This is a genomic window from Frateuria defendens, from assembly GCF_001182895.1.
Lineage (GTDB): Bacteria > Pseudomonadota > Gammaproteobacteria > Xanthomonadales > Rhodanobacteraceae > Frateuria_B > Frateuria_B defendens.
Genome location: NZ_LFQR01000045.1, coordinates 54,662 through 73,010, shown reverse-complemented (window position 1 = coordinate 73,010; position 18,349 = coordinate 54,662). Strand labels below are relative to the sequence as shown.

General features: G+C 64.1%; 14 protein-coding genes. 8 read left to right on the top strand and 6 right to left on the bottom strand.

Going from position 1 to position 18,349, the window contains the following annotated elements:
* Both ACH65_RS07450 and ACH65_RS07445 read left to right on the top strand, forming a co-directional pair.
* Positions 1-1,140: an L-dopachrome tautomerase-related protein gene (locus ACH65_RS07450; RefSeq protein WP_053096201.1), complete on the top strand. Its 1,140-nt coding sequence runs from the start codon at positions 1-3 to the stop codon at positions 1,138-1,140.
* Positions 1,137-1,919, top strand: coding sequence for a glycine betaine ABC transporter substrate-binding protein (locus ACH65_RS07445; RefSeq protein WP_082190188.1), 783 nt, complete (start codon positions 1,137-1,139; stop codon positions 1,917-1,919). Before ACH65_RS07450 ends, ACH65_RS07445 begins: the two co-directional genes overlap by 4 nt.
* A 405-nt stretch (positions 1,920-2,324) precedes the next feature.
* On the opposite strand, the gene ACH65_RS07440 is transcribed toward ACH65_RS07445, so the two are convergent.
* The 6 genes from ACH65_RS07440 to rfbB all read right to left on the bottom strand — a co-directional run bounded on the left by ACH65_RS07440 (position 2,325) and on the right by rfbB (position 8,847).
* Positions 2,325-3,887 carry a methyl-accepting chemotaxis protein gene (locus ACH65_RS07440; protein WP_049621951.1) on the bottom strand — a complete coding sequence of 521 codons (1,563 nt, stop codon included), beginning with the start codon at positions 3,885-3,887 and terminating at the stop codon, positions 2,325-2,327.
* A gap of 125 nt (positions 3,888-4,012) precedes the next feature.
* On the bottom strand, positions 4,013-5,425 hold the full coding sequence (locus tag ACH65_RS07435; protein ID WP_049621950.1) for a mannose-1-phosphate guanylyltransferase/mannose-6-phosphate isomerase: 1,413 nt from the start codon (positions 5,423-5,425) through the stop codon (positions 4,013-4,015).
* 2 nt (positions 5,426-5,427) lie between these two features.
* A complete protein-coding gene (gene rfbD, locus ACH65_RS07430; protein WP_049621949.1) occupies positions 5,428-6,363 on the bottom strand; it encodes a dTDP-4-dehydrorhamnose reductase in 936 nt (311 codons plus the stop codon).
* Positions 6,360-6,917: a dTDP-4-dehydrorhamnose 3,5-epimerase gene (gene rfbC / locus ACH65_RS07425; RefSeq protein WP_049621948.1), complete on the bottom strand. Its 558-nt coding sequence runs from the start codon at positions 6,915-6,917 to the stop codon at positions 6,360-6,362. Before rfbC ends, rfbD begins: the two co-directional genes overlap by 4 nt.
* Positions 6,914-7,801 (bottom strand): glucose-1-phosphate thymidylyltransferase RfbA, encoded by an 888-nt coding sequence (gene rfbA / locus ACH65_RS07420; protein ID WP_049621947.1) that lies wholly within the window; start codon positions 7,799-7,801, stop codon positions 6,914-6,916. Before rfbA ends, rfbC begins: the two co-directional genes overlap by 4 nt.
* Positions 7,798-8,847, bottom strand: coding sequence for a dTDP-glucose 4,6-dehydratase (rfbB, locus tag ACH65_RS07415; protein ID WP_082190186.1), 1,050 nt, complete (start codon positions 8,845-8,847; stop codon positions 7,798-7,800). Before rfbB ends, rfbA begins: the two co-directional genes overlap by 4 nt.
* Positions 8,848-9,059: 212 nt before the next feature.
* Here rfbB and ACH65_RS07410 point away from each other — a divergent pair, with 212 nt between their 5' ends.
* The 6 genes from ACH65_RS07410 to ACH65_RS07385 all read left to right on the top strand — a co-directional run bounded on the left by ACH65_RS07410 (position 9,060) and on the right by ACH65_RS07385 (position 18,322).
* Positions 9,060-10,244: a cystathionine gamma-synthase gene (locus ACH65_RS07410; RefSeq protein WP_049621945.1), complete on the top strand. Its 1,185-nt coding sequence runs from the start codon at positions 9,060-9,062 to the stop codon at positions 10,242-10,244.
* 43 nt (positions 10,245-10,287) lie between these two features.
* On the top strand, positions 10,288-11,133 hold the full coding sequence (locus ACH65_RS07405) for an ABC transporter permease (protein ID WP_153242510.1): 846 nt from the start codon (positions 10,288-10,290) through the stop codon (positions 11,131-11,133).
* The gene (locus ACH65_RS07400) at positions 11,123-12,496 is read left to right on the top strand and encodes an ABC transporter ATP-binding protein (protein ID WP_049621944.1); all 1,374 of its coding nucleotides are present in this window, start codon (positions 11,123-11,125) and stop codon (positions 12,494-12,496) included. Before ACH65_RS07405 ends, ACH65_RS07400 begins: the two co-directional genes overlap by 11 nt.
* Positions 12,497-12,540: 44 nt before the next feature.
* The gene (locus ACH65_RS07395) at positions 12,541-15,222 is read left to right on the top strand and encodes a methyltransferase domain-containing protein (protein WP_161805598.1); all 2,682 of its coding nucleotides are present in this window, start codon (positions 12,541-12,543) and stop codon (positions 15,220-15,222) included.
* A gap of 125 nt (positions 15,223-15,347) precedes the next feature.
* On the top strand, positions 15,348-16,277 hold the full coding sequence (locus ACH65_RS07390; protein WP_049621942.1) for a GDP-L-fucose synthase family protein: 930 nt from the start codon (positions 15,348-15,350) through the stop codon (positions 16,275-16,277).
* Complete coding sequence (locus ACH65_RS07385) at positions 16,277-18,322, top strand: glycosyltransferase family protein (protein ID WP_049621941.1); 2,046 nt, start codon at positions 16,277-16,279, stop codon at positions 18,320-18,322. Before ACH65_RS07390 ends, ACH65_RS07385 begins: the two co-directional genes overlap by 1 nt.
* Positions 18,323-18,349: the final 27 nt, after the last annotated feature.

The window sequence follows — 18,349 nt, the reverse complement described above, 5'->3', positions numbered from 1 at the left end:
ATGCGGACGTCATTCCCGAAAACGCCGGCCGGCAAGGCCGCGCCGAAGCTGGCCGCGCTGTTCGCCGGCCTCGCACTGGCCTTGGCGATCGCGCCCCGCACGCAGGCGGCCGAGGCGCCCCGCCTGGCGGTGGCCGCCGAAAGCCGCGACCTGATCTGGAACGCGGTGGCGGTGGGCGACGACGGCGGCGTCTACGTTGCCGGCCCGCGCTGGACCGGCTCGCGCGGCTCCGCGCTGGCGCGGCTCGATGCGCAGCGCCGGCCGCAGCCGTTTCCCGATGCCGCCTGGAACGCCTGGCGACCGGGTCAGGATGCGCGCACGGCCTTCGTCAACATCAACGCCATCCATCGCGACGGCGAGGGCGGCCTGTGGGTGGTGGACACCGGCGCGCCCGACTTCGGCGGCACGCCGCTGCCGGGCGGCGCCAAGCTGGTGCGCATCGACCTCGCCAGCGGCAAGGTGCAGCGCGTCTACCCGTTCGGGCCGGAAGCGCTCGGCGCGCACAGCTACGTGGACGACGTGCGCTTCCACGGCCGCCACGCCTACCTTACCGACGCCGGCCAGCCGGGCCTGATCGTGCTCGACCTCGACAGCGGCCGGGCCCGCCGCGTGCTCGACGGCAGCCGCTACACCACGGCGCGGGCCGGCCGGCCCATCGTGGTCGAGGGCGAGACCGTGCTCGCGCCCGACGGCAAGCCGCTCGCGGTGAACGCCGATCCGTTGGAGGTGAGCCCCGACGGCCGCTGGTTCTACTTCGCCCCGCTCAACGGGCCGATGTGGCGCATCGCCACCCGTTGGCTGGACGATGCGGGCGTGGACGCCAAGACGCTGGCCGGCCACGTCGAGCCCTGGTTCGACCTGCCGCCGGTGGGCGGCACGGTGATGGACCGCGACGGCACGCTGTACTTCACCGTGCTGGCCGACAGCTCGCTGCGCCGGCGCCTGCCGGACGGCCGTGTCGAGACGGTGATCCGCGACCCGCGCCTGCACTGGGTGGATGCGCCCTACATCGACGGCACCGGCACCCTGTGGTTGCCGGTGCCGCAGATGGATCGCGTGGCGCTGTTCCACGGCGGGCAGTCGCGCACGGCGTGGCCGGTGCAGCTGTTCACCCTGCCGCTGCACGGAGGCCGGCCGTGAGCGCGCCGATCCGCCTGGGTCACATCGATCTCTCCTTCCATGCCGCCAGCGCCGCGGTGGTACAGGCGATCCTGGAGGACCGCGGCCACCAGGTCGTGGTCAGCAGCGCCCCGCATGAGGCGATGTTCCAGCACTTTGGCGCGCACGAGGTGGATATGCTGGTCTCGGCCTGGCTGCCCGCCAGCCACGAGGCCTACCTCGCGCCGCACCTGGAGCGCACCATCAAGCTCGGCGTGCTGTACCAGCCGTTCTGCCTGTGGGGCGTGCCCGACTACGTGCCGCTCGAACGGGTCGGTAGCGTGTCCGACCTGCTCAAGCCCGAGGTGCTGGCGCGGATGGAGCGGCGCATCCAGGGCATCAACCCCGGCGCCGGCATCAGCCGCTTCTCGCAGGCCATCGTGCGCGAATACGGCCTCGATGCGGCGGGCTACCACTTCGAGCCGGGCAGCGAGGCCGATTGCTTCGACGGCTTCGAGCGCGCGGTGGCCGAGCGGCGCTGGCGGGTGCTGCCGCTGTGGCAGCCGCAGTACCTGCACCACCGCTACCGCATCCGGCCGCTCGACGAGCCGCGCGGCCTGCTGGGCGGCGTCGACCAGGCCACGCTGATCATGCGCAAGGAACTCGAACCGGTGCTGGCGCCGGAGCTGGTCGCCATGCTGGCCGGGCTGCAACTGGGCAACGCCGCCGTCACCGAGCTGGACTACCGCATCCGCGTCGAGGGCATCGCGCCGCTGGCCGCGGCGCGGGCGTGGCTGGCCAAGCGCGCCGCCTGCCCATGATCACCCCCGAGGCGTTGCCGCTGTTGTAAGGAGCGCGCCTTGCGCGCGACCAGCCAGCGCAGCGGTAACGCCGCGATGCCGCGGTCGCGCGCAAGGCGCGCTCCTTACACGGCCGGTGCGTTCCGGCGGCAAGGTCGTGGATGGGTTCCGCGGCGGTGGCGCCGCACCCGGCGGAGGCCATGCCATGGCTGCGCCAGGGATGTGGGAATCAAGGCCCGCATGGCATCGATAAGTGCCGCCCTTGAAAAGGGAAAGCCTCGAACCGCCAACGTGCGTCCTGCCGGCGAAAGCGACGGGGCGAGTCGAGGCGGCGCAGTGCTGCGGCCCGGAGCGACGCGGTACCTCGCCGCCGTTGACGGCACCGGGCCGGACAAGCGGCGCCCGTGTACGGCCGCCGCGTACCTTTTACGCCGCCCGCGCGCCGCCCAGATCCACGATGCTGATGGTGCCTTCCAGCGCCTGCACGCTGTGCTCCACGTCGCCGGCGGTGGCGGCGAAGGACTCCACCATCGCGGCGTGGCCCTGCGTGTGCTGGTCCAGCCGGCCCACCTCGTCGGCGACCTGGCCGATGGCGCGCTGCTGCTCGGCCGACACGCTGGAGATCTGCGCGACCGCGTGCAGCACCGCCTGCATGCCGCGCTGCGTGCCGCCCATCACGGCGGCGGTCTGCTCCGCCTGGCCGAGCCCGCTCTCGACCTTGCCCTGGATGTCGCCCACCAGGCCGCGGATAGAGCGCGACGCCTGCATGGTGCGCTGGGACAGTGCGCGCACCTCGCCGGCCACCACCGCGAAGCCGCGCCCGGCCTCGCCGGCGCGGGCGGCCTCGACCGCGGCGTTGAGGGCGAGCAGGTTGGTCTGGAAGGCGATGGCGTCGATCTCGCCGGAGATCTCGCCGATGCTGTGCGTGGCGCCGCGGATCAGCCCGATCTGGTCGAGCAGCGCCGCCGCCGCGGAGCCGGCCTCGGTGGCCTGCGTATCGACCTGCGAGGTGCGTGCCGCCGCATCGTGCGCGCTCTGCATGTTGCCGGTGGCGGCGGCTGCCAGTTCTTCCATGGTGGCGGCCGTTTCCTCCAGGCTGGCCGCCTGGTTGCTCGCCTGCTGCGCCAGCCGCTCGCTCTGCGCGGTGAGCGTGCCGGCCGCACCCTGCATGCGAACGACCTCGCGGCCGATGTCGCCGACGATCGCGCGCAGGTTGATCAGGGCCTGGCGCAAGGCGAGCCGCGCCTCGGCGCCGAACCCACTGCTTTCGGCCGCGGTGTCGCCGCCGAGGTCGCCGGCGGCCAGCCGGCGGGCGATGGCCGCGATCGACGCCACCGGCCGCACCACCCGCAGGGCCAGCACCCATGCGGTGACGACGGCGGCGAGCAGGGCGACGGCCGTGGTGAACAGGGCCGGCGCCCACGGCGCCAGCAGCGCCACCACCAGCAGCGAGAGCGGGCCGGCGCTCAAGGCATGCAGCGTCGGCGCCTTGCGCCACAGCTGTTGCGCAAGGCCGGCAGCGCCCGCGCGGTAGGCGATGCCCTGCTCGAACCGATGGGGCAGGGCGCGCTCGCCGGTCTCGGCGCCGCGCAGCGCCGCGTACAGCTGCGCGGCCTCGGCCACCTCCTCGCGCGTGGGGCAGGTGCGCACGGAGACGAAGCCGGTGACCTTGCCCTCGGCGACCACCGGGGTCACGTTGGCGCGTACCCAGTAGTGGTCGCCGTTCCTGCGGCGGTTCTTGATCAGCGCGGTCCAGGTTCGCCCGGCCTGGATGCACGCCCACATGTCGCGGAACGCCTCGCGCGGCATGTCCGGATGGCGGATCAGGTTGTGCGGCTGGCCCAGCAGTTCCTCGCGCGCGTAGCCGCTGGCCTCCACGAAGGTGTCGTTGCAGTAGAGGATGGTGCCGCGCAGGTCGGTGCGCGAGACCAGCGCCCAGTCCGAGGGGTAGCGGTATTCCTGCTGGGTGACGGGCAGATTGGTACGCACGGCGGCGCTCCTGGCTGGGCGGTACGCCTGTATCGCTCGGCCGGGGCGCAACTTGAGGCGATAAAAAAAAGACGCCGCGCAGGGTGTGCGCGGCGTCTCATCCCCGCGGGGCGGGCTGGCTTGGCTCAGGAGCGGCCGTACACGTCGTCGAAGCGCACGATGTCGTCCTCGCCCAGGTAGCTGCCCGACTGCACCTCGATCAGCTCCAGCGGCACCTTGCCTGGGTTGCGCAGGCGATGCACGCTGCCCAGCGGGATGTAGGTGCTCTGGTTCTCGCTGAGCAGGAACACCTTGTCGTCGCAGGTGACCTCGGCCGTGCCCGACACCACGATCCAGTGCTCGGCGCGGTGGTGGTGCTTCTGCAGGCTCAAGGATGCGTTCGGCTTCACCACGATGCGCTTGACCTGGAAGCGGCCGCCCGCCTCCAGCGAGTCGTAGCTGCCCCACGGGCGGTACACCACGCGGTGGAAGGAATGCTCGCTGCGGCCGTCGGCCTTGAGCTGGTCCACCACCTTCTTCACGTCCTGCGCGGCGTCGCGGTGCGCGACCAGGGTGGCGTCCGGCGTGGTCACCACGATCAGGTCGTCCACGCCCACCGTGGCCACCATGTGGCGCTCGTGCGTGCGCACCAGGCTGTTGCGGGTGTTCACGGCCAGCGTGTCGCCCTCGCGCAGGTTGCCCTCGGCGTCCTTCTCGCCGGTGAGCCACAGCGCCGACCACGAACCGATGTCGCTCCACGCGCAATCCACCGGCACCACCGCGGCGCGGCGGGTCTTCTCCATCACCGCGTAGTCGATGGAGTCTTCCGGCACCTTGGCGAAGGCCTCCTTGCCGATGCGCACGAAATCCAGGTCGCGCGTGGCCGCCGCATAGGCCTCGCGCACCGCCGCCAGCATCGCCGGCGCGTGCTCGCCCAGCTCCTCCAGGTAGCGCGACGCCTTGAACAGGAACATGCCGGAGTTCCAGCTGTAGCCGCCATCGGCGAGGTAGCCCTCGGCGGTGGCGAGGTCCGGCTTCTCCACGAAGCGCTCGACGCGGTAGGCGCCTGCGCCGACGGACTCGGCACGACGGATGTAGCCGAAGCCGGTTTCCGGCCGGTCGGGCTTGATGCCGAAGGTGACGAGCCAGCCGTCGCGGGCGGCGGGGAGGGCGTGTTCGACGGCGGCGCTGAAGGTCTCGGGCGCGCCGATCAGGTGATCGGCCGGCAGCACCAGCAACAGCGCTTCGGGGTCCTGCTCGAGTGCCTTCAGCGCGCCCAGCGCGATCGCTGGCGCGGTGTTGCGCGCCAGGGGCTCGAGCACGATGGTGGCGTTCTCGACGCCGGCTTCAATCAACTGATCGGCAGCGAGGAAGCGGTGGTCGTCGCTGGCGACGACGATGGGGGAGGCTACATCCGACAACAAGCGGGTGCGCGTCACGGTCTGCTGGAACAGCGTGCCCTCACCGCTGAGGCACAGGAACTGCTTCGGCAGGTTGCGTCGCGATACAGGCCAGAGGCGCGTGCCGCTGCCTCCGCTAAGAATCAGGGGGATGAGCATTTTCAAGAGCTTCGTGTTGAAAGAACGCGGATAATATCGTGAAGACCCTGTTTCCAGGATGGCAAAGCGTGATTGAAAGCTGACTGGAACCCCCGATTGTCCAATACCGACCAGGCTGGACGCTTGGCCGAGGTCGGGAATTCCGTTGTGGCAATGGCCGATACGCGCGGGGCGCGGGGCAACAGCCGCAGCTCCAGCGCCTGCTCGAAAATCGCCGTGGCGAAGCCGTGCCAGGTGGTTTGGCCGCTGGCAACCAGGTGATGCGTGCCGCGCAGCGTGTCGCGCCCAGCAGGCGCAGCCTTTTGCCAAGCGTCCAGCGCAGCAAGGCTGGCCTGTACAATCAGGTCGGTCGTGGTGGGCGTGCCGTACTGATCCGCCACCACGCGTAGTTCTTCGCGTTCGGCGCCTAGGCGCAGCATGGTCCGCAGGAAGTTATGGCCATGGGGAGCGTAGACCCAGGCAGTGCGGAAGATCAGCTGATCGGCCTCGCTGGCGCGCAAGGCCAGTTCGCCAGCCAGCTTGCTGCGGCCATAGGCACCGAGCGGGGCCGTGGGCGCATCGACGGAGTAGGGCTGTGTGCCCTGTCCATCGAAAACATAATCGGTGGAATAATGCACGACCAGCGCCCCATGCCGTGCGGCCCAGTTGCCGAGCACGCCGACCGCATCACCGTTGACGCGGGTGGCGAGGGCCTCTTCCTGCTCTGCCCGATCGACGGCCGTGTAGGCCGCGGCGTTGATAATCCAGTGAGGCCGGATGCGCTCTAGCAACGCAGGCAAGGACTCCGGGGTGGTGAGGTCGGCGGCCTCGCCCATGCCGCCACCTGTCAGCCTTCCATCTCGGCTCGCGACCACCAACTCCCCGCGTTCCGCCAGGCCGCCTTGCTCGACAAAGGTGCGGCCGAGCTGGCCATTGGCACCGAGCAGCAGAATTTTCACGGCGTGAAGACCGGCAGGCGGTCGGCGGCGATATCGCGCAAGAACGGGGTCCTGTTGTCCTTGCCGGACAGCAGCGGGTCGCTGACCGGCCAGTCGATGCCGATATCGGCATCGTTCCAGCGCACGCCGGCATCCGCCTTGGCGTCGTACAACGCCGTGCATTGATAGGTGAAGGTCGCAACGTCCGAGAGCACGCAGAAGCCGTGGGCGAAGCCTTCCGGTATCCAGAAGTGCCGATGGTTCTCGGCACTCAGCAGGGCGCCGACCCACTGGCCAAACGTGGGCGAGCCGTGGCGGATGTCCACCGCCACGTCGTACACCTCGCCCTCCAGCACGCTGACCAGCTTGCCTTGCGGGTTTGGCCACTGATAGTGCAGGCCGCGCAGCACGCCCTTGGCCGAGCGCGAGACATTGGTCTGCACGAAGTCGGCATCGATGCCTGCTTCGCGGTACTTGGCCTGGTTGTAGCTCTCGTAGAAAAAGCCTCTCGAGTCGCCGAATACCTGTGGCTCGATGACCAGCAGGCCGGGCAGGCGTGTCGTTGTGACCTTCATGGCGCGTATCGCTGGTCCACCAGTTTTTTCAGGTATTCGCCGTAGCCGGTCTTGGCCAGCGGCGCGGCGAGGCGCAACACTTGTTCGGCGTCAATCCAGCCTTGGAGGAAGGCGATTTCCTCCGGACAGCACACCTTCAGCCCTTGGCGGTTCTCGATCGTCTCGATGTAGTTGCCCGCCTCCATCAGCGACTCGTGGGTGCCGGTATCGAGCCAGGCGTAGCCGCGGCCGAGGCGTTCCAGGTGCAGCGAGCCGTCTTCCAGGTAACGGCGATTGAGGTCGGTGATTTCCAGTTCGCCACGCGCGGAAGGTTTGATCTGGGCGGCGTAGTCGCAAGCGCGGCCGTCGTAGAAGTAGAGGCCGGTGACCGCATAGTTCGATTTAGGGTGCGACGGCTTCTCTTCCAGCCCGATCACCCGGCCTTCGGTATCGAACTCGGCTACGCCATACCGCTCCGGGTCCCTGACCCAGTAGCCGAATACGGTGGCGCCCTGTTCGCGCTCGACCGCACGCTTGAGGCGTTCGGTGAGACCTACGCCGTAAAAGATGTTGTCGCCCAGCACCAAGCAACTCGGGGCGCCGCCTAGAAAGTCGCGGCCGATCACGAACGCCTGCGCCAGGCCGTCCGGCGAAGGTTGCACGGCATACTGGATGTCGATGCCCCACTGCGAGCCGTCGCCAAGCAGACGCTGGAACATGGCCTGCTCGTGAGGCGTGTTGATCATGAGCACCTGCTGGATACCGGCCAGCATCAAGGTGGCCAGCGGGTAGTAGATCATCGGCTTGTCGTACACCGGCAGCAACTGCTTGCTGATGGCCTGGGTGATCGGATACAGCCGTGTGCCGGAACCTCCAGCGAGGATGATGCCCTTGCGTTTGCTCATGTGCCCAGTCGCTCCATGCGGTAGCTGCCGTCCAAGACGCGCTGCACCCATTCGTGGTTGTCCAGATACCAGTCCACCGTCTGCGCGATGCCGCTCTCGAAGGTCTGCGTCGGCGTCCAGCCCAGCTCGTTCTTGAGCTTGCTGGCATCGATGGCGTAACGGCGATCGTGGCCGGGGCGATCCTTCACGAAGGTGATCAGCGACTCGCGCCTGCGGCCGTCGACCAGCGGCCGGCGCTCGTCGAGCAGGGCACAAATGGTCTTGACCACGCTGATGTTCTCTCGCTCGGCATTGCCGCCAACGTTGTACGTCTCGCCCACGCGGCCGGCCTCCAGCACCCGCCGGATGGCGCGGCAGTGATCGCCCACGAACAGCCAGTCGCGGATGTTCTTGCCGTCGCCGTAGACCGGTAGCTCATCGCCCCTCAGCGCCTTCTGGATGGTCAGCGGAATCAGTTTTTCGGGAAACTGATATGGGCCATAGTTGTTGGAGCAGTTCGTGGTGAGAACCGGCAATCCGTACGTGTGATGAAACGCACGTACCAGATGATCCGATGCAGCCTTGGAGGCGGAATAGGGGGAGTTCGGGGCATAAGCCGTGGTTTCGGTAAACAGCCCTTCTGCCCCCAACGAACCATAGACTTCATCGGTGGAGATGTGTAGGAAGCGGAAGGTCTGTTTGGCGTCGCCCTTGGTCGCACGCCAGTACTCGCGGGCGCATTCAAGCAGGCTGAGCGTGCCGACTACATTGGTCTGCACGAACTCGGCCGGCCCATCGATCGAACGATCCACATGCGATTCTGCGGCGAAGTTGACTATGGCATCTGGGCGATGTTCGTCGAGAAGTGCCCTCACCAGAGCACGGTCACCGATGTCTCCCTGCACGAAGATGTGCGAGGGGTTGCCACTTAGCGACTCCAGCGAATCCACGTTGCCCGCATAGGTAAGCTTGTCCAGGTTGATGACCCGCAGGCCATCAGCGACGGCACCAGGCACAAAATTGGCACCGATGAAACCAGCTCCGCCAGTCACCAACAGGGTATTCATAAAGCATCGTCCGCGATCCATGTATCTTTGGATTGTTGCACGGGGGGCATGCCCACAAAAGCGGGCAAATAGGCAGCCCCTATCAAAGGCCGACGCAGGTCTGCCCAAGGCCAGCCGAGGGGGTGATAGGGCCGGGGTTTGCCGGTATTATTCCTTGCTGATTTGTGACCCATGCATGTCGCCGGGTCGGTCCTCTTTCCCCCTAGGTCGTCATGATCAAAACACCTTCCAAGACACCGTTAGCCGCTCTGGGGCTTGGTACGCGCGCTATCCATGCGGGCCAGCATCCCGATCCGAGTACCGGCGCCGTCATGACGCCGATCTATGCCACTTCGACCTATGTGCAGCAGAGTCCTGGCGAGCACAAGGGTTATGAGTACTCACGTACGCAGAATCCGACGCGCATGGCCTATGAGCGCTGCGTTGCAGACCTCGAGGGGGGGGGGGCAGGCTTCGCGTTTGCCTCGGGGATGGCCGCGATCAGCACGGTCTTGGATCTGCTCGACACCGGTAGCCACATCATTGCGATGGATGATCTTTACGGCGGCACATACCGCCTATTCGAGCGCGTGCGCAGGCGCTCGGCCGGTCTTGATTTTTCTTTTGTTGATCTCAACGACGCGGCTGTGCTGAAGGCGGCGTTGACGCCGCGGACCCGCATGATCTGGGTCGAAACGCCGACCAATCCCATGTTGAAGCTGGTTGACCTAGCCCAGGTCGCCGCTTTCGCGAAGAAGCATGGGTTGATCCTGGTCGTGGACAATACTTTCGCGTCGCCGATGCTGCAGCGTCCGCTGGAGCTGGGTGCGGACATCGTGGTGCATTCGGCCACCAAGTACCTCAATGGCCACTCGGACATAGTTGGTGGCGTCGCCGTGGTCGGTGACGATGCCGAGATGGGCGAGCGACTGGCATTCCTGCAGAACTCCGTTGGCGCCGTGCAGGGGCCGTTCGATAGTTTTCTGGCCTTGCGCGGCCTCAAGACCCTGCATCTGCGTATGAGGGCGCACTGCGACAACGCCTTGGCGCTAGCACAATGGCTGCAGGAGCACCCGGCGATCAAGAAGGTAATCTACCCGGGTCTAGCCTCGCACCCGCAGCACGCGCTGGCCGCGCGCCAGATGCCCGGCTTCGGAGGCATCGTCTCGCTTGAACTCAAGGGTGGAGCCGGCGCAGCCAAGGCACTCTGCGAGCGCACCCGCCTGTTCGCCCTGGCCGAATCCCTCGGTGGTGTGGAAAGCCTGATCAATGTCCCCGCGGTCATGACCCACGCCTCGGTGCCGGTCGAGCGCCGTGAGCGGCTCGGCATTAGCGACTCGCTGGTGCGGTTGAGCGTGGGCGTAGAGGAGTATGGGGATCTCCGGGAGGATTTGGCCTGCGCGCTGGTGCAGTCATGACCTGCGCGTGCGCATTTCTCTTCGCCCGCTCATGAAGCCGAACATGTCAGTTCAACGCATTGATGCCTATTCCAGGGCGTCCGCCAGCCCGCTAGGCATGGTCCGTTCGCTCTTGGTCAATCGCCAATTACTGCAGCAGTTAGTCAAGCGTGAGGTCATCGGTCGTTATCGCGGCTCCTTCCTGGGCACAGCCTGGTCCTTTTTCAATCCGTTACTCATGCTGTCGGTCTACACGTTTGTGTTCACCAGCATCATGAAGGTGCGCTGGGTGGGCGAGGGTGCCGTGGACAAGGTCAATTTTGCAGTCTTGGCGTTCGTCGGACTAGCGGTGCACGGATTCTTCGCCGAGTGCCTGAACAAGGCGCCTTCTCTGATCATCTCCAACGTCAATTTCGTCAAGAAGGTTGTCTTTCCGCTCGATTCGCTCGTTTGGGTGCTGCTTGGCTCGGCGCTGTTCCACCTGACGATTAGCGTGGCCGTGCTGCTTGTCGCGCAGGTAGTTCTTGCGGTTGGCGTTCCCTGGACGGCGGTTTTCTTCCCGCTGGTGTTGTTGCCGCTGGTGCTGCAGATGGCGGGAGTGGCCTGGTTGCTTTCATCGTCCGGCGTCTACCTGCGCGATATCTCTCAGGTGACCGGAGTGCTCTCCAGCATCATGTTGTTCCTGTCGCCGGTCTTCTATCCAGCATCTTCGCTGCCGGTTTGGGTTCGACCCTGGATGAATCTCAATCCACTTACCTACATCATTGAGGAAAGTCGCAACGTGCTTGTTTTCGGGGAATTGCCCAGGCTGCTGCCGTGGTGCACTTCCATGGTCATCGGCATCGTGGTGATTATGCTGGGCTATGCCTGGTTCCAGAAGACGCGCAAGGGTTTTGCCGATGTCCTCTGAGGAAGTGGCCGTCCACGTCGAGTCGGTCTCGAAGCGTTACGAGATGTATGAGACTCCCCGCGATCGCATGAAACAGTTCGTGCTGCCGCGCCTGCGGCGCGCCCTGGGCATGTTCGAGCGTGAGTATTTCAAGGAATTCTGGGCGTTGCGCGATGTCTCGTTCGACGTCAAGCGCGGCGAATCGGTCGGTATCCTTGGTCGCAATGGCAGCGGCAAGAGTACCTTACTGCAGATCGTGACTGGGACGCTGGCACCGACGCTGGGCAGGGCGGTGGTCAAAGGACGGGTTGCTGCACTGCTGGAGCTGGGCTCCGGATTCAATCCGGAGTTCACTGGGCGCGAGAACGTTTATCTCAATGCCGCGCTGCTGGGTTTCTCGCGCGAGGAGATCGATCGCAAGTTCGATACCATTGCCGCTTTCGCCGACATCGGCAATCACCTCGATCAACCAGTGAAGACATATTCCAGCGGCATGTTGGTCCGGCTGGCGTTCGCCGTCCAGGTTCAGGTGGAGCCGGACATACTCATCGTCGACGAAGCCCTTGCGGTGGGCGATGCGCTGTTCCAGAAGCGTTGCTTCCAGCGCATCGAAAAGCTTGTGTCTGACGGAATGTCCCTGTTGTTCGTCTCGCATGATCAGGAAAGCATCCGCACCTTGACGAACCGTTGCCTGCTCTTGAGCAATGGCAGCCAGCGTGACTGGGGCCCCTCCTCGAATGTCGTGCTTCACTACCGCAGGTTGCTCCACGACGAGGAGGCGGCATACTTCAGCAGTCTCACCGAGATGTTGAAGAGCGAGGCAGCGGCAGACGCCGGCGAGGAGCCGGTGGTCGAGACGCCGCTGGCTGCCGCGACCGCGATGTCGGGCTCGGACCGTCTTGCCTTCGGTGACGGTGGTGTGCACATCGTCAGCGTTACCATCCGCAATGCGGATGACGAAACGACTAGCGTCTTCTATCCGGGTGATCGCCTGCGCATCAAAGTCGTCTGCGAATCGCAGATCTCCACGCGCAAGCTTTCGGTGGGGGTGCGGATCCGCAACAAGGAGGGCGTAAAGCTCTATTCCTGGGGCACGCTCAATCAGGACATGCAGCGGATGGCCGAATCCAGTTCGGCGGAAAAATTCTGGGACCGCACGATCAGCAAGGGCGAGCGCTTCGAGGTAGTGCTGGAGTGCGACTGCAATCTAGGAGTCAATCTCTATGAGGTCCAGGCATCGGTTTCCTATGAGGATACGCCTGATTATCTCGCCCAGCGCATGCTTCATTGGGTCGACGAGGCTGCGTTCTTTCAGGTGCTCATGAAGAATGATGAATATTTCTTCGGTGGTGCGCTCGATCTGAGGATGAAGGCGCACTGGTAACGCGTTTGGATAGATGACGAGCAGTTAGTATGGTGGAGAGCACGATGAAAACACGTGAGCGCTATCCTGGCCAGGCGCTTAAAGAGAGCGACGTGGTTGCGATGGCCGATGCCATCGTCTTGGCTTGTGGTCTGGGTAATGTCCTGGATGTGGGATCAGGCGAGGGTTGTCTCGTCGCCGCCTTGCTGCGGCGGGATATCGATGCCTTCGGGCTGGACTCGGACCACGCTCTAGTTGAACGCGCCAATGTGCGCATGCCTGGTCGTTTCCGGGAAGGTGACGCGATGGCCATGCCATTCGCGGACAGCTCTTTCGATGTGGTGGTTTCCAATGGTTGTCTGGAGTGGTTGGATCAGGCCCAGATCGTAAGCGCACTAGCCGAAATGCGACGTGTCACAAAACGCCATGTCGTGCTGGAGGTTGACGTGGCTGCTCCGCTGAAGGACGCGGCCACGGCCGGCTCCTGGGGGAAGTCGCGCGCCTGGTGGGAGCGGTTGTGCTTTGCTGCCGGCTTCCGCAAGCATCCGCGTTACTATCGTCTCAATCCATATGAGTCGCTCAATCACGACGGCGAACGCGTACTAATCGCCCTCGAGCGCATCCCGGATGCTGCTCTGGAAGAATATCCGTTGTCCGCGCTCGAGGAAGAGCGAGGCCTGCACATGGATATGTTGCGGGATACGGGCGAGCGTTCCGATGCACATGTGATCCGCTACCAGTGGGCCTGCGAGTTCGTCCGGCCGCATGACCGCGTGCTGGATGCGGCATGCGGTCTGGGTTACGGTGCACATGTAGTGCGCTCGCTGACGCGTGCATCCTGCGTGATCGGTATTGACGGTAGCCCTTACGCGGTGGACTACGCCAATCGTTGCTACGCCGAGGGAAGCCAGCGTGGAGAATATGTTTGCGGCTTCCTGCCGGAGGCACTTCGGAATTATCCCGATGCCAGCTTCGATACCATCATCTCGTTCGAAACGCTTGAGCATGTCGAAGACCCGCGTGGCCTGCTGAAGGAGTTCCATCGCGTGCTGACACCCGGCGGAAGGGTCATCGTCAGCGTGCCGAATGACTGGAGCGACGAGAGCGGCGAAGATCCGAATCCCTATCACCTGCAGGTGTACGATCTGGATCGACTGAGAGCCGAGATCGCATCGGACTTCGATGTCGAGGCGGCGTACGTGCAATCGGCCAGCCAGGCCAAGGTCATCGGCCAGCGCTTCGTCTGGGAGCGCAAGCAGCGCGAGCTCTATCCCGTCGATCCGGCTACGCAGCGTGCGCACAGCGCTGAGTGGTGGCTGATGGTGGGTATGAAGTCGCCCTTCGTGCAGGCGGAATACAGCGAGCGAGTGTTCGGGAACGTTGCGCCATCCGGCCACCCGTCGGTGCGGTATGCCGACGAGTACGCCAATCCCTGGCTTGGGCTTGCGATGATAACCATCGGGCAGCGGGCGTCGTTACCTTCACTGCGTAACAAGTATGTGTCCCGCGTACTGCAAGAATCCCCGCGCGACGCCGCCGACTATGGAGCCGCACTGTGCGTGAGGGCGTACGCTCTGCTGGAGTCGTCGTTGCCGGATGCGAGTGCCATCGATGCATTGCTGGATGAGCTGGACTGTTACCCGATGGTGGGCGGCGAGAATCGGATGGTGTTGCGTTGGCGCGTCTCGCTCGCGTACGTGAAGGCGCTCCTGTTGCGTGCACGAGGGCGACTGCAGGAAGCGCTCGAGGCCTTTGTCGCCTGTGCTGGTATCGACGCTCGCCGCTTCGGCGTTCATCTGTTGACCAAGACCACGGCGTCCTGGTACGAGGCTGGTCGGCTGGCGTTGGCGCTTGGCCGGCCCGAGCAAGCTCGTGAGCACTGGAGCACTGGCCTTGGTGTGGGGCGGACGCTGCTGTCAGCTCGGGTCGAGGACATCGTGCTCCGTCCGGAACACCCGAATCTCTTCAACCACGGTGATGGCGTGCGTGAATACACGTTGGCTTGGGATAATATCGCCCGCTGCGCTAACGGGCTGCACCTGCTGGCAGACGGCCTGGATGTCGACGTCCAGGCGCTGGAGACCAACTTTACGGGCGAGTACGAGGTGGTCACGCGTGATCTCAATCGTGCGCGTGAACAACTCAAGGACCGCATCGACGACCTGGTCGAGCTACGTGCCGAGTTCCATGGCCGTACCCAGCGGCTCGAGGCGGCTACCCGCGACCTACTTGACAGGACTAACGAACTGGTCGAGGTCCGCGAGACTCTGATTGAGCGCACTCGCGCTCTGGAAAACATCAGTGTGCAGCTTGAGGAACGGACTAGGCTACTCGAAGCTTCCAATACGCTGCTCGTGCAGACTCAGAAGGAAGTCGGTGATCTGCAGGCTTTGCTCAGTGAGAGGACAGCAGGTCTGGACGAAGCGCCGTCGGATCTGCAGGATAGGCTCTCGCGCCAGGGGGGCGCGTGTGATCAGCAGGCTGGGCTTCGGGAGCGGCTAGGGGAGGTGTGCGCCTTGCTCGTAGAGCGCACCTCTGCTCTTCAGCTTGCAGGGGATCAACTGGTTGATCGCACCAGGCGGCTGGAGTCGGCGCAGGCCGAACTGGCTGAGGCGAGGCATATGCTTGAGGTGAGCCAGCTGACCCTGGTCGAGCGCACTCAGGTGCTCGATCAAGTCGCGGCCGAGTTGGAGGATCGGACGCGCCGGCTTGAGGCGCTGACCGAACTGACCGGGCGGGCCTCATAGCGGGCTCGATATGTACCTGGTTCCTCGAAGATGCGAGCCGGCCTTCTCCCAAGCTTGCTGACATTGTTGCGTGCTCCTCCTAGAGATGAGGGCAGTTCTTTTTACTTGCGAGTTAGAGAGAAGGCATGAAGAAGGAAGACAGGATCGTAGTCACCGGGGCGCGTGGCCTGTTCGGTTCCGCGATGGTGGAGTACCTGCGGGGGCTTGGTTACCAGAACGTCATTGGCGTGGGGCGTGAAGAGTGTGACCTCACGGACCTGCCGGCGACCCGTCGCTACTTCGCCAAGATCGCTCCGCAGTATGTGTTCCATGCGGCCGGGCGTGTCTACGGCATCATGGGTAACATGAACAACAAGGCGCTGTCGTTCTACGACAACGTGCTGATCAACACCAGCGTCGTGGACGCCTCACACAAAGCCGGTGTTCGCAAGATTGCTGTGATGGGCACAGGTGCCGTCTATCCATATCCGCCGCCGGCGCTTCCCTTCACTGAAGAGATGATCTTCCTTGGCGAGCCGCATAAGTCAGAGGATTCGTATTCGCACGCGAAGCGCGCGATGCTCGGGATGCTGCGTGCGTACGGTGAAAGTTACGGCATGGACTGGACTTACATCGTTTCGTGCAACCTGTTCGGACCGCGCGACCGCTTCGATGCCGAACAGGGCCACGTCATCCCTTCGCTGATCAAACGCTTCCACGACGCCAAGCGCAATGGCGCCAGGGTGGCGGTTTGGGGCGATGGCACTGCTCAGCGCGATTTCCTCTATGTGGAGGACGCGGCCAAGGCGGCATTGCTCGCGATGGAGAACGTCCAGGGTCCGGTGAATATTGGTAGCGGCAACGTCTATACCATTCGTGAAATGGTCGAGGCGTTGACCGATGTGTCCGAAATGCAGGGGCGGGTCGATTGGGATTCGACCAAACCAAATGGCCGCGAGTACCTGGGCTATGATTTGAGCAAGATTACAGCTGCTGGGTTCAAGAGCGAGAACACACTCAAGGAAGGTCTGGAAAAGACTTGGAACTGGTATGTCACGCAGGAAGGCGCAGTCTGATGACGGGCAATGCTCCTCGAATTCTGGTCATCTCGCAGTGGCCAAAAATCAAGAATGCCGAATACGAACTCATCGAGAAGATGCGCAAGACCGGCTATCCCGTCACAGTGGTCGATTTCCTTGGTTTTGACGTCGCAACCGGTGCCTGCATCAACGACGTACAGATGCCGGATAAGTACGACTTCGCGATCTCTTTTCACTACGACACGCCGAAATTCCTGAACGTGCGTACGTTCCTGTGGGTCGCCAATCCACTGGAATTCATGCATTTCCAGTCGAACTATCGGGTGAACCTGATCCAGCATCTGCGCGCTTACGATGATTATCTGTTTAATGGTTCTTCGCTACTGAAGAGTCACATCCGTCAGGTGCTGGGCAGCGAATGGCAGGATAGCGGGCTATCTATGATCGGCTCCAGCTCGCGCACCGCGCTGGTTCCCCCGCATCCGATCGGTGCAGCGGCAGCCGCTCCGGAAGCTTCGAAAGTGTTCTATTGCGGTGTCAACTGGGAGCGTGGCGTAGGCAAGTCTGGCCGTGCACAAGGGCTCCTTGACGTACTGCAAGAGCGTGGCATCGCCGATTTTTACGGGCCGCGAAAACTAGAAGGCATCGATCCATGGGCGGGCTTCACCTCCTACCGCGGCGAGATCCCATTCGATGGTGTCAGCATGTTCGAAACCATGCGGCAGTATGGGGCCGTGCTAGCGGTCTCGTCGCCGGCGCACCTGAAATCCCGGACCGCTTCCGGCCGCGTGTTCGAGGGTCTGGCCTCCGGCACGCCTGTGATCTCTGACTGCAACCCCCACGTTATCGAGCAGTTCGGTGACTTGGTCTATTACTTCTCCGGGGGCACAGAGGGAGAGCGGGCCGACTCGATTCAGGCGGCTCTCCGCAAAATCCTCTCCGATCCTGGGGAGGCTGCTCGGCGAGTCCGTGAGGCGCAGAAGTTGATCGCCGAAAAGTATTCTTTTGAGGTCAAGCTCGACGCAGCGTTGGCGACGATCCACGAGCAACATCGCGCGGCGCTCGAGGCGGCTGACACCAGTTCGACGATTGACGTGTTTCTGATCGACCACGATCCGTTCGGGCCTGCGCATGGCCAGGAGGGAAGCAAAGTATTCCCCAATCTGGCGTACGTGCTGCGCGCTGCCAGCGAATTGCAAAACCAATCGCGTCACCACGTACGCATCTGCGTGCAGAGCCCGCGCTGGACACAGGGGGCTCCCAGTGACCTGCCGGCCAATGTCGAATTCCGCTTCCTGCCGCCACGCCAGGAGGTCGCCGAGTGGAGCAAGTTGCGTTTCGGTATCAAGCTCGCTGCGGCCGCTGAGCGGGCGGAAGGCGATTTCGCCGTTTTCTTCAACCAGCTCGACTATCCGCAGTATGACTTCTTCGAGAAGGCGCTCAAGTGGTCCTGCGACCCGGTGCGCAGGGGCGAGCCAACCTTGTTCGTTGCCGGATTTTTCGTCAACGCATTCACCGCGCCGGCGCCGGCCAGCGCGGCCGGCATCTTGCGTAACAGCAGTTCGAAAGGCCTGTACCGTTGGACACAGGACAGCATCGCTGAGCATCAGGTGGGCACGCTGTTCTTCAGTCACGCAGCCCTGGCGGCCCTGGACCTACCGTCGCTGGTGCGTTTCGATGTCCTGTTGGCGCTGGCCGTCGTATTGCGGGCTAGGGACAGTGCCGTCGAGACGCATCGTTCGCGCCATCTCACGCTGCGTGTGCCGGAAGGCTACTTCCATCGCTATCACGCTATGCATGCGCAGGTACAAGCGAAGGGGTTCTGGGCACTGCAGTACGACATGCCCACCAACTTCACTCACGAGATCAACGCGCTCTACGATGCCTTTCACGAATCGCTGGCGGCGATCGAAGTGGCGGACCGGCTCAGTGGCCATGGCATGCCGCCAGTGCCTACTTTGCCGGGTCTGGATCGGTTCAATCATTTTGCCGAGCGCGTGCGCCCATATTATGTGTTCGCACGCAAGGTGTGGCACAAGAGCGGGCTATCGCGACTAAACGCCATGCTGTGGAGGCGTTGAGGTGATCGTGTCACTAGAGGCGGAGTC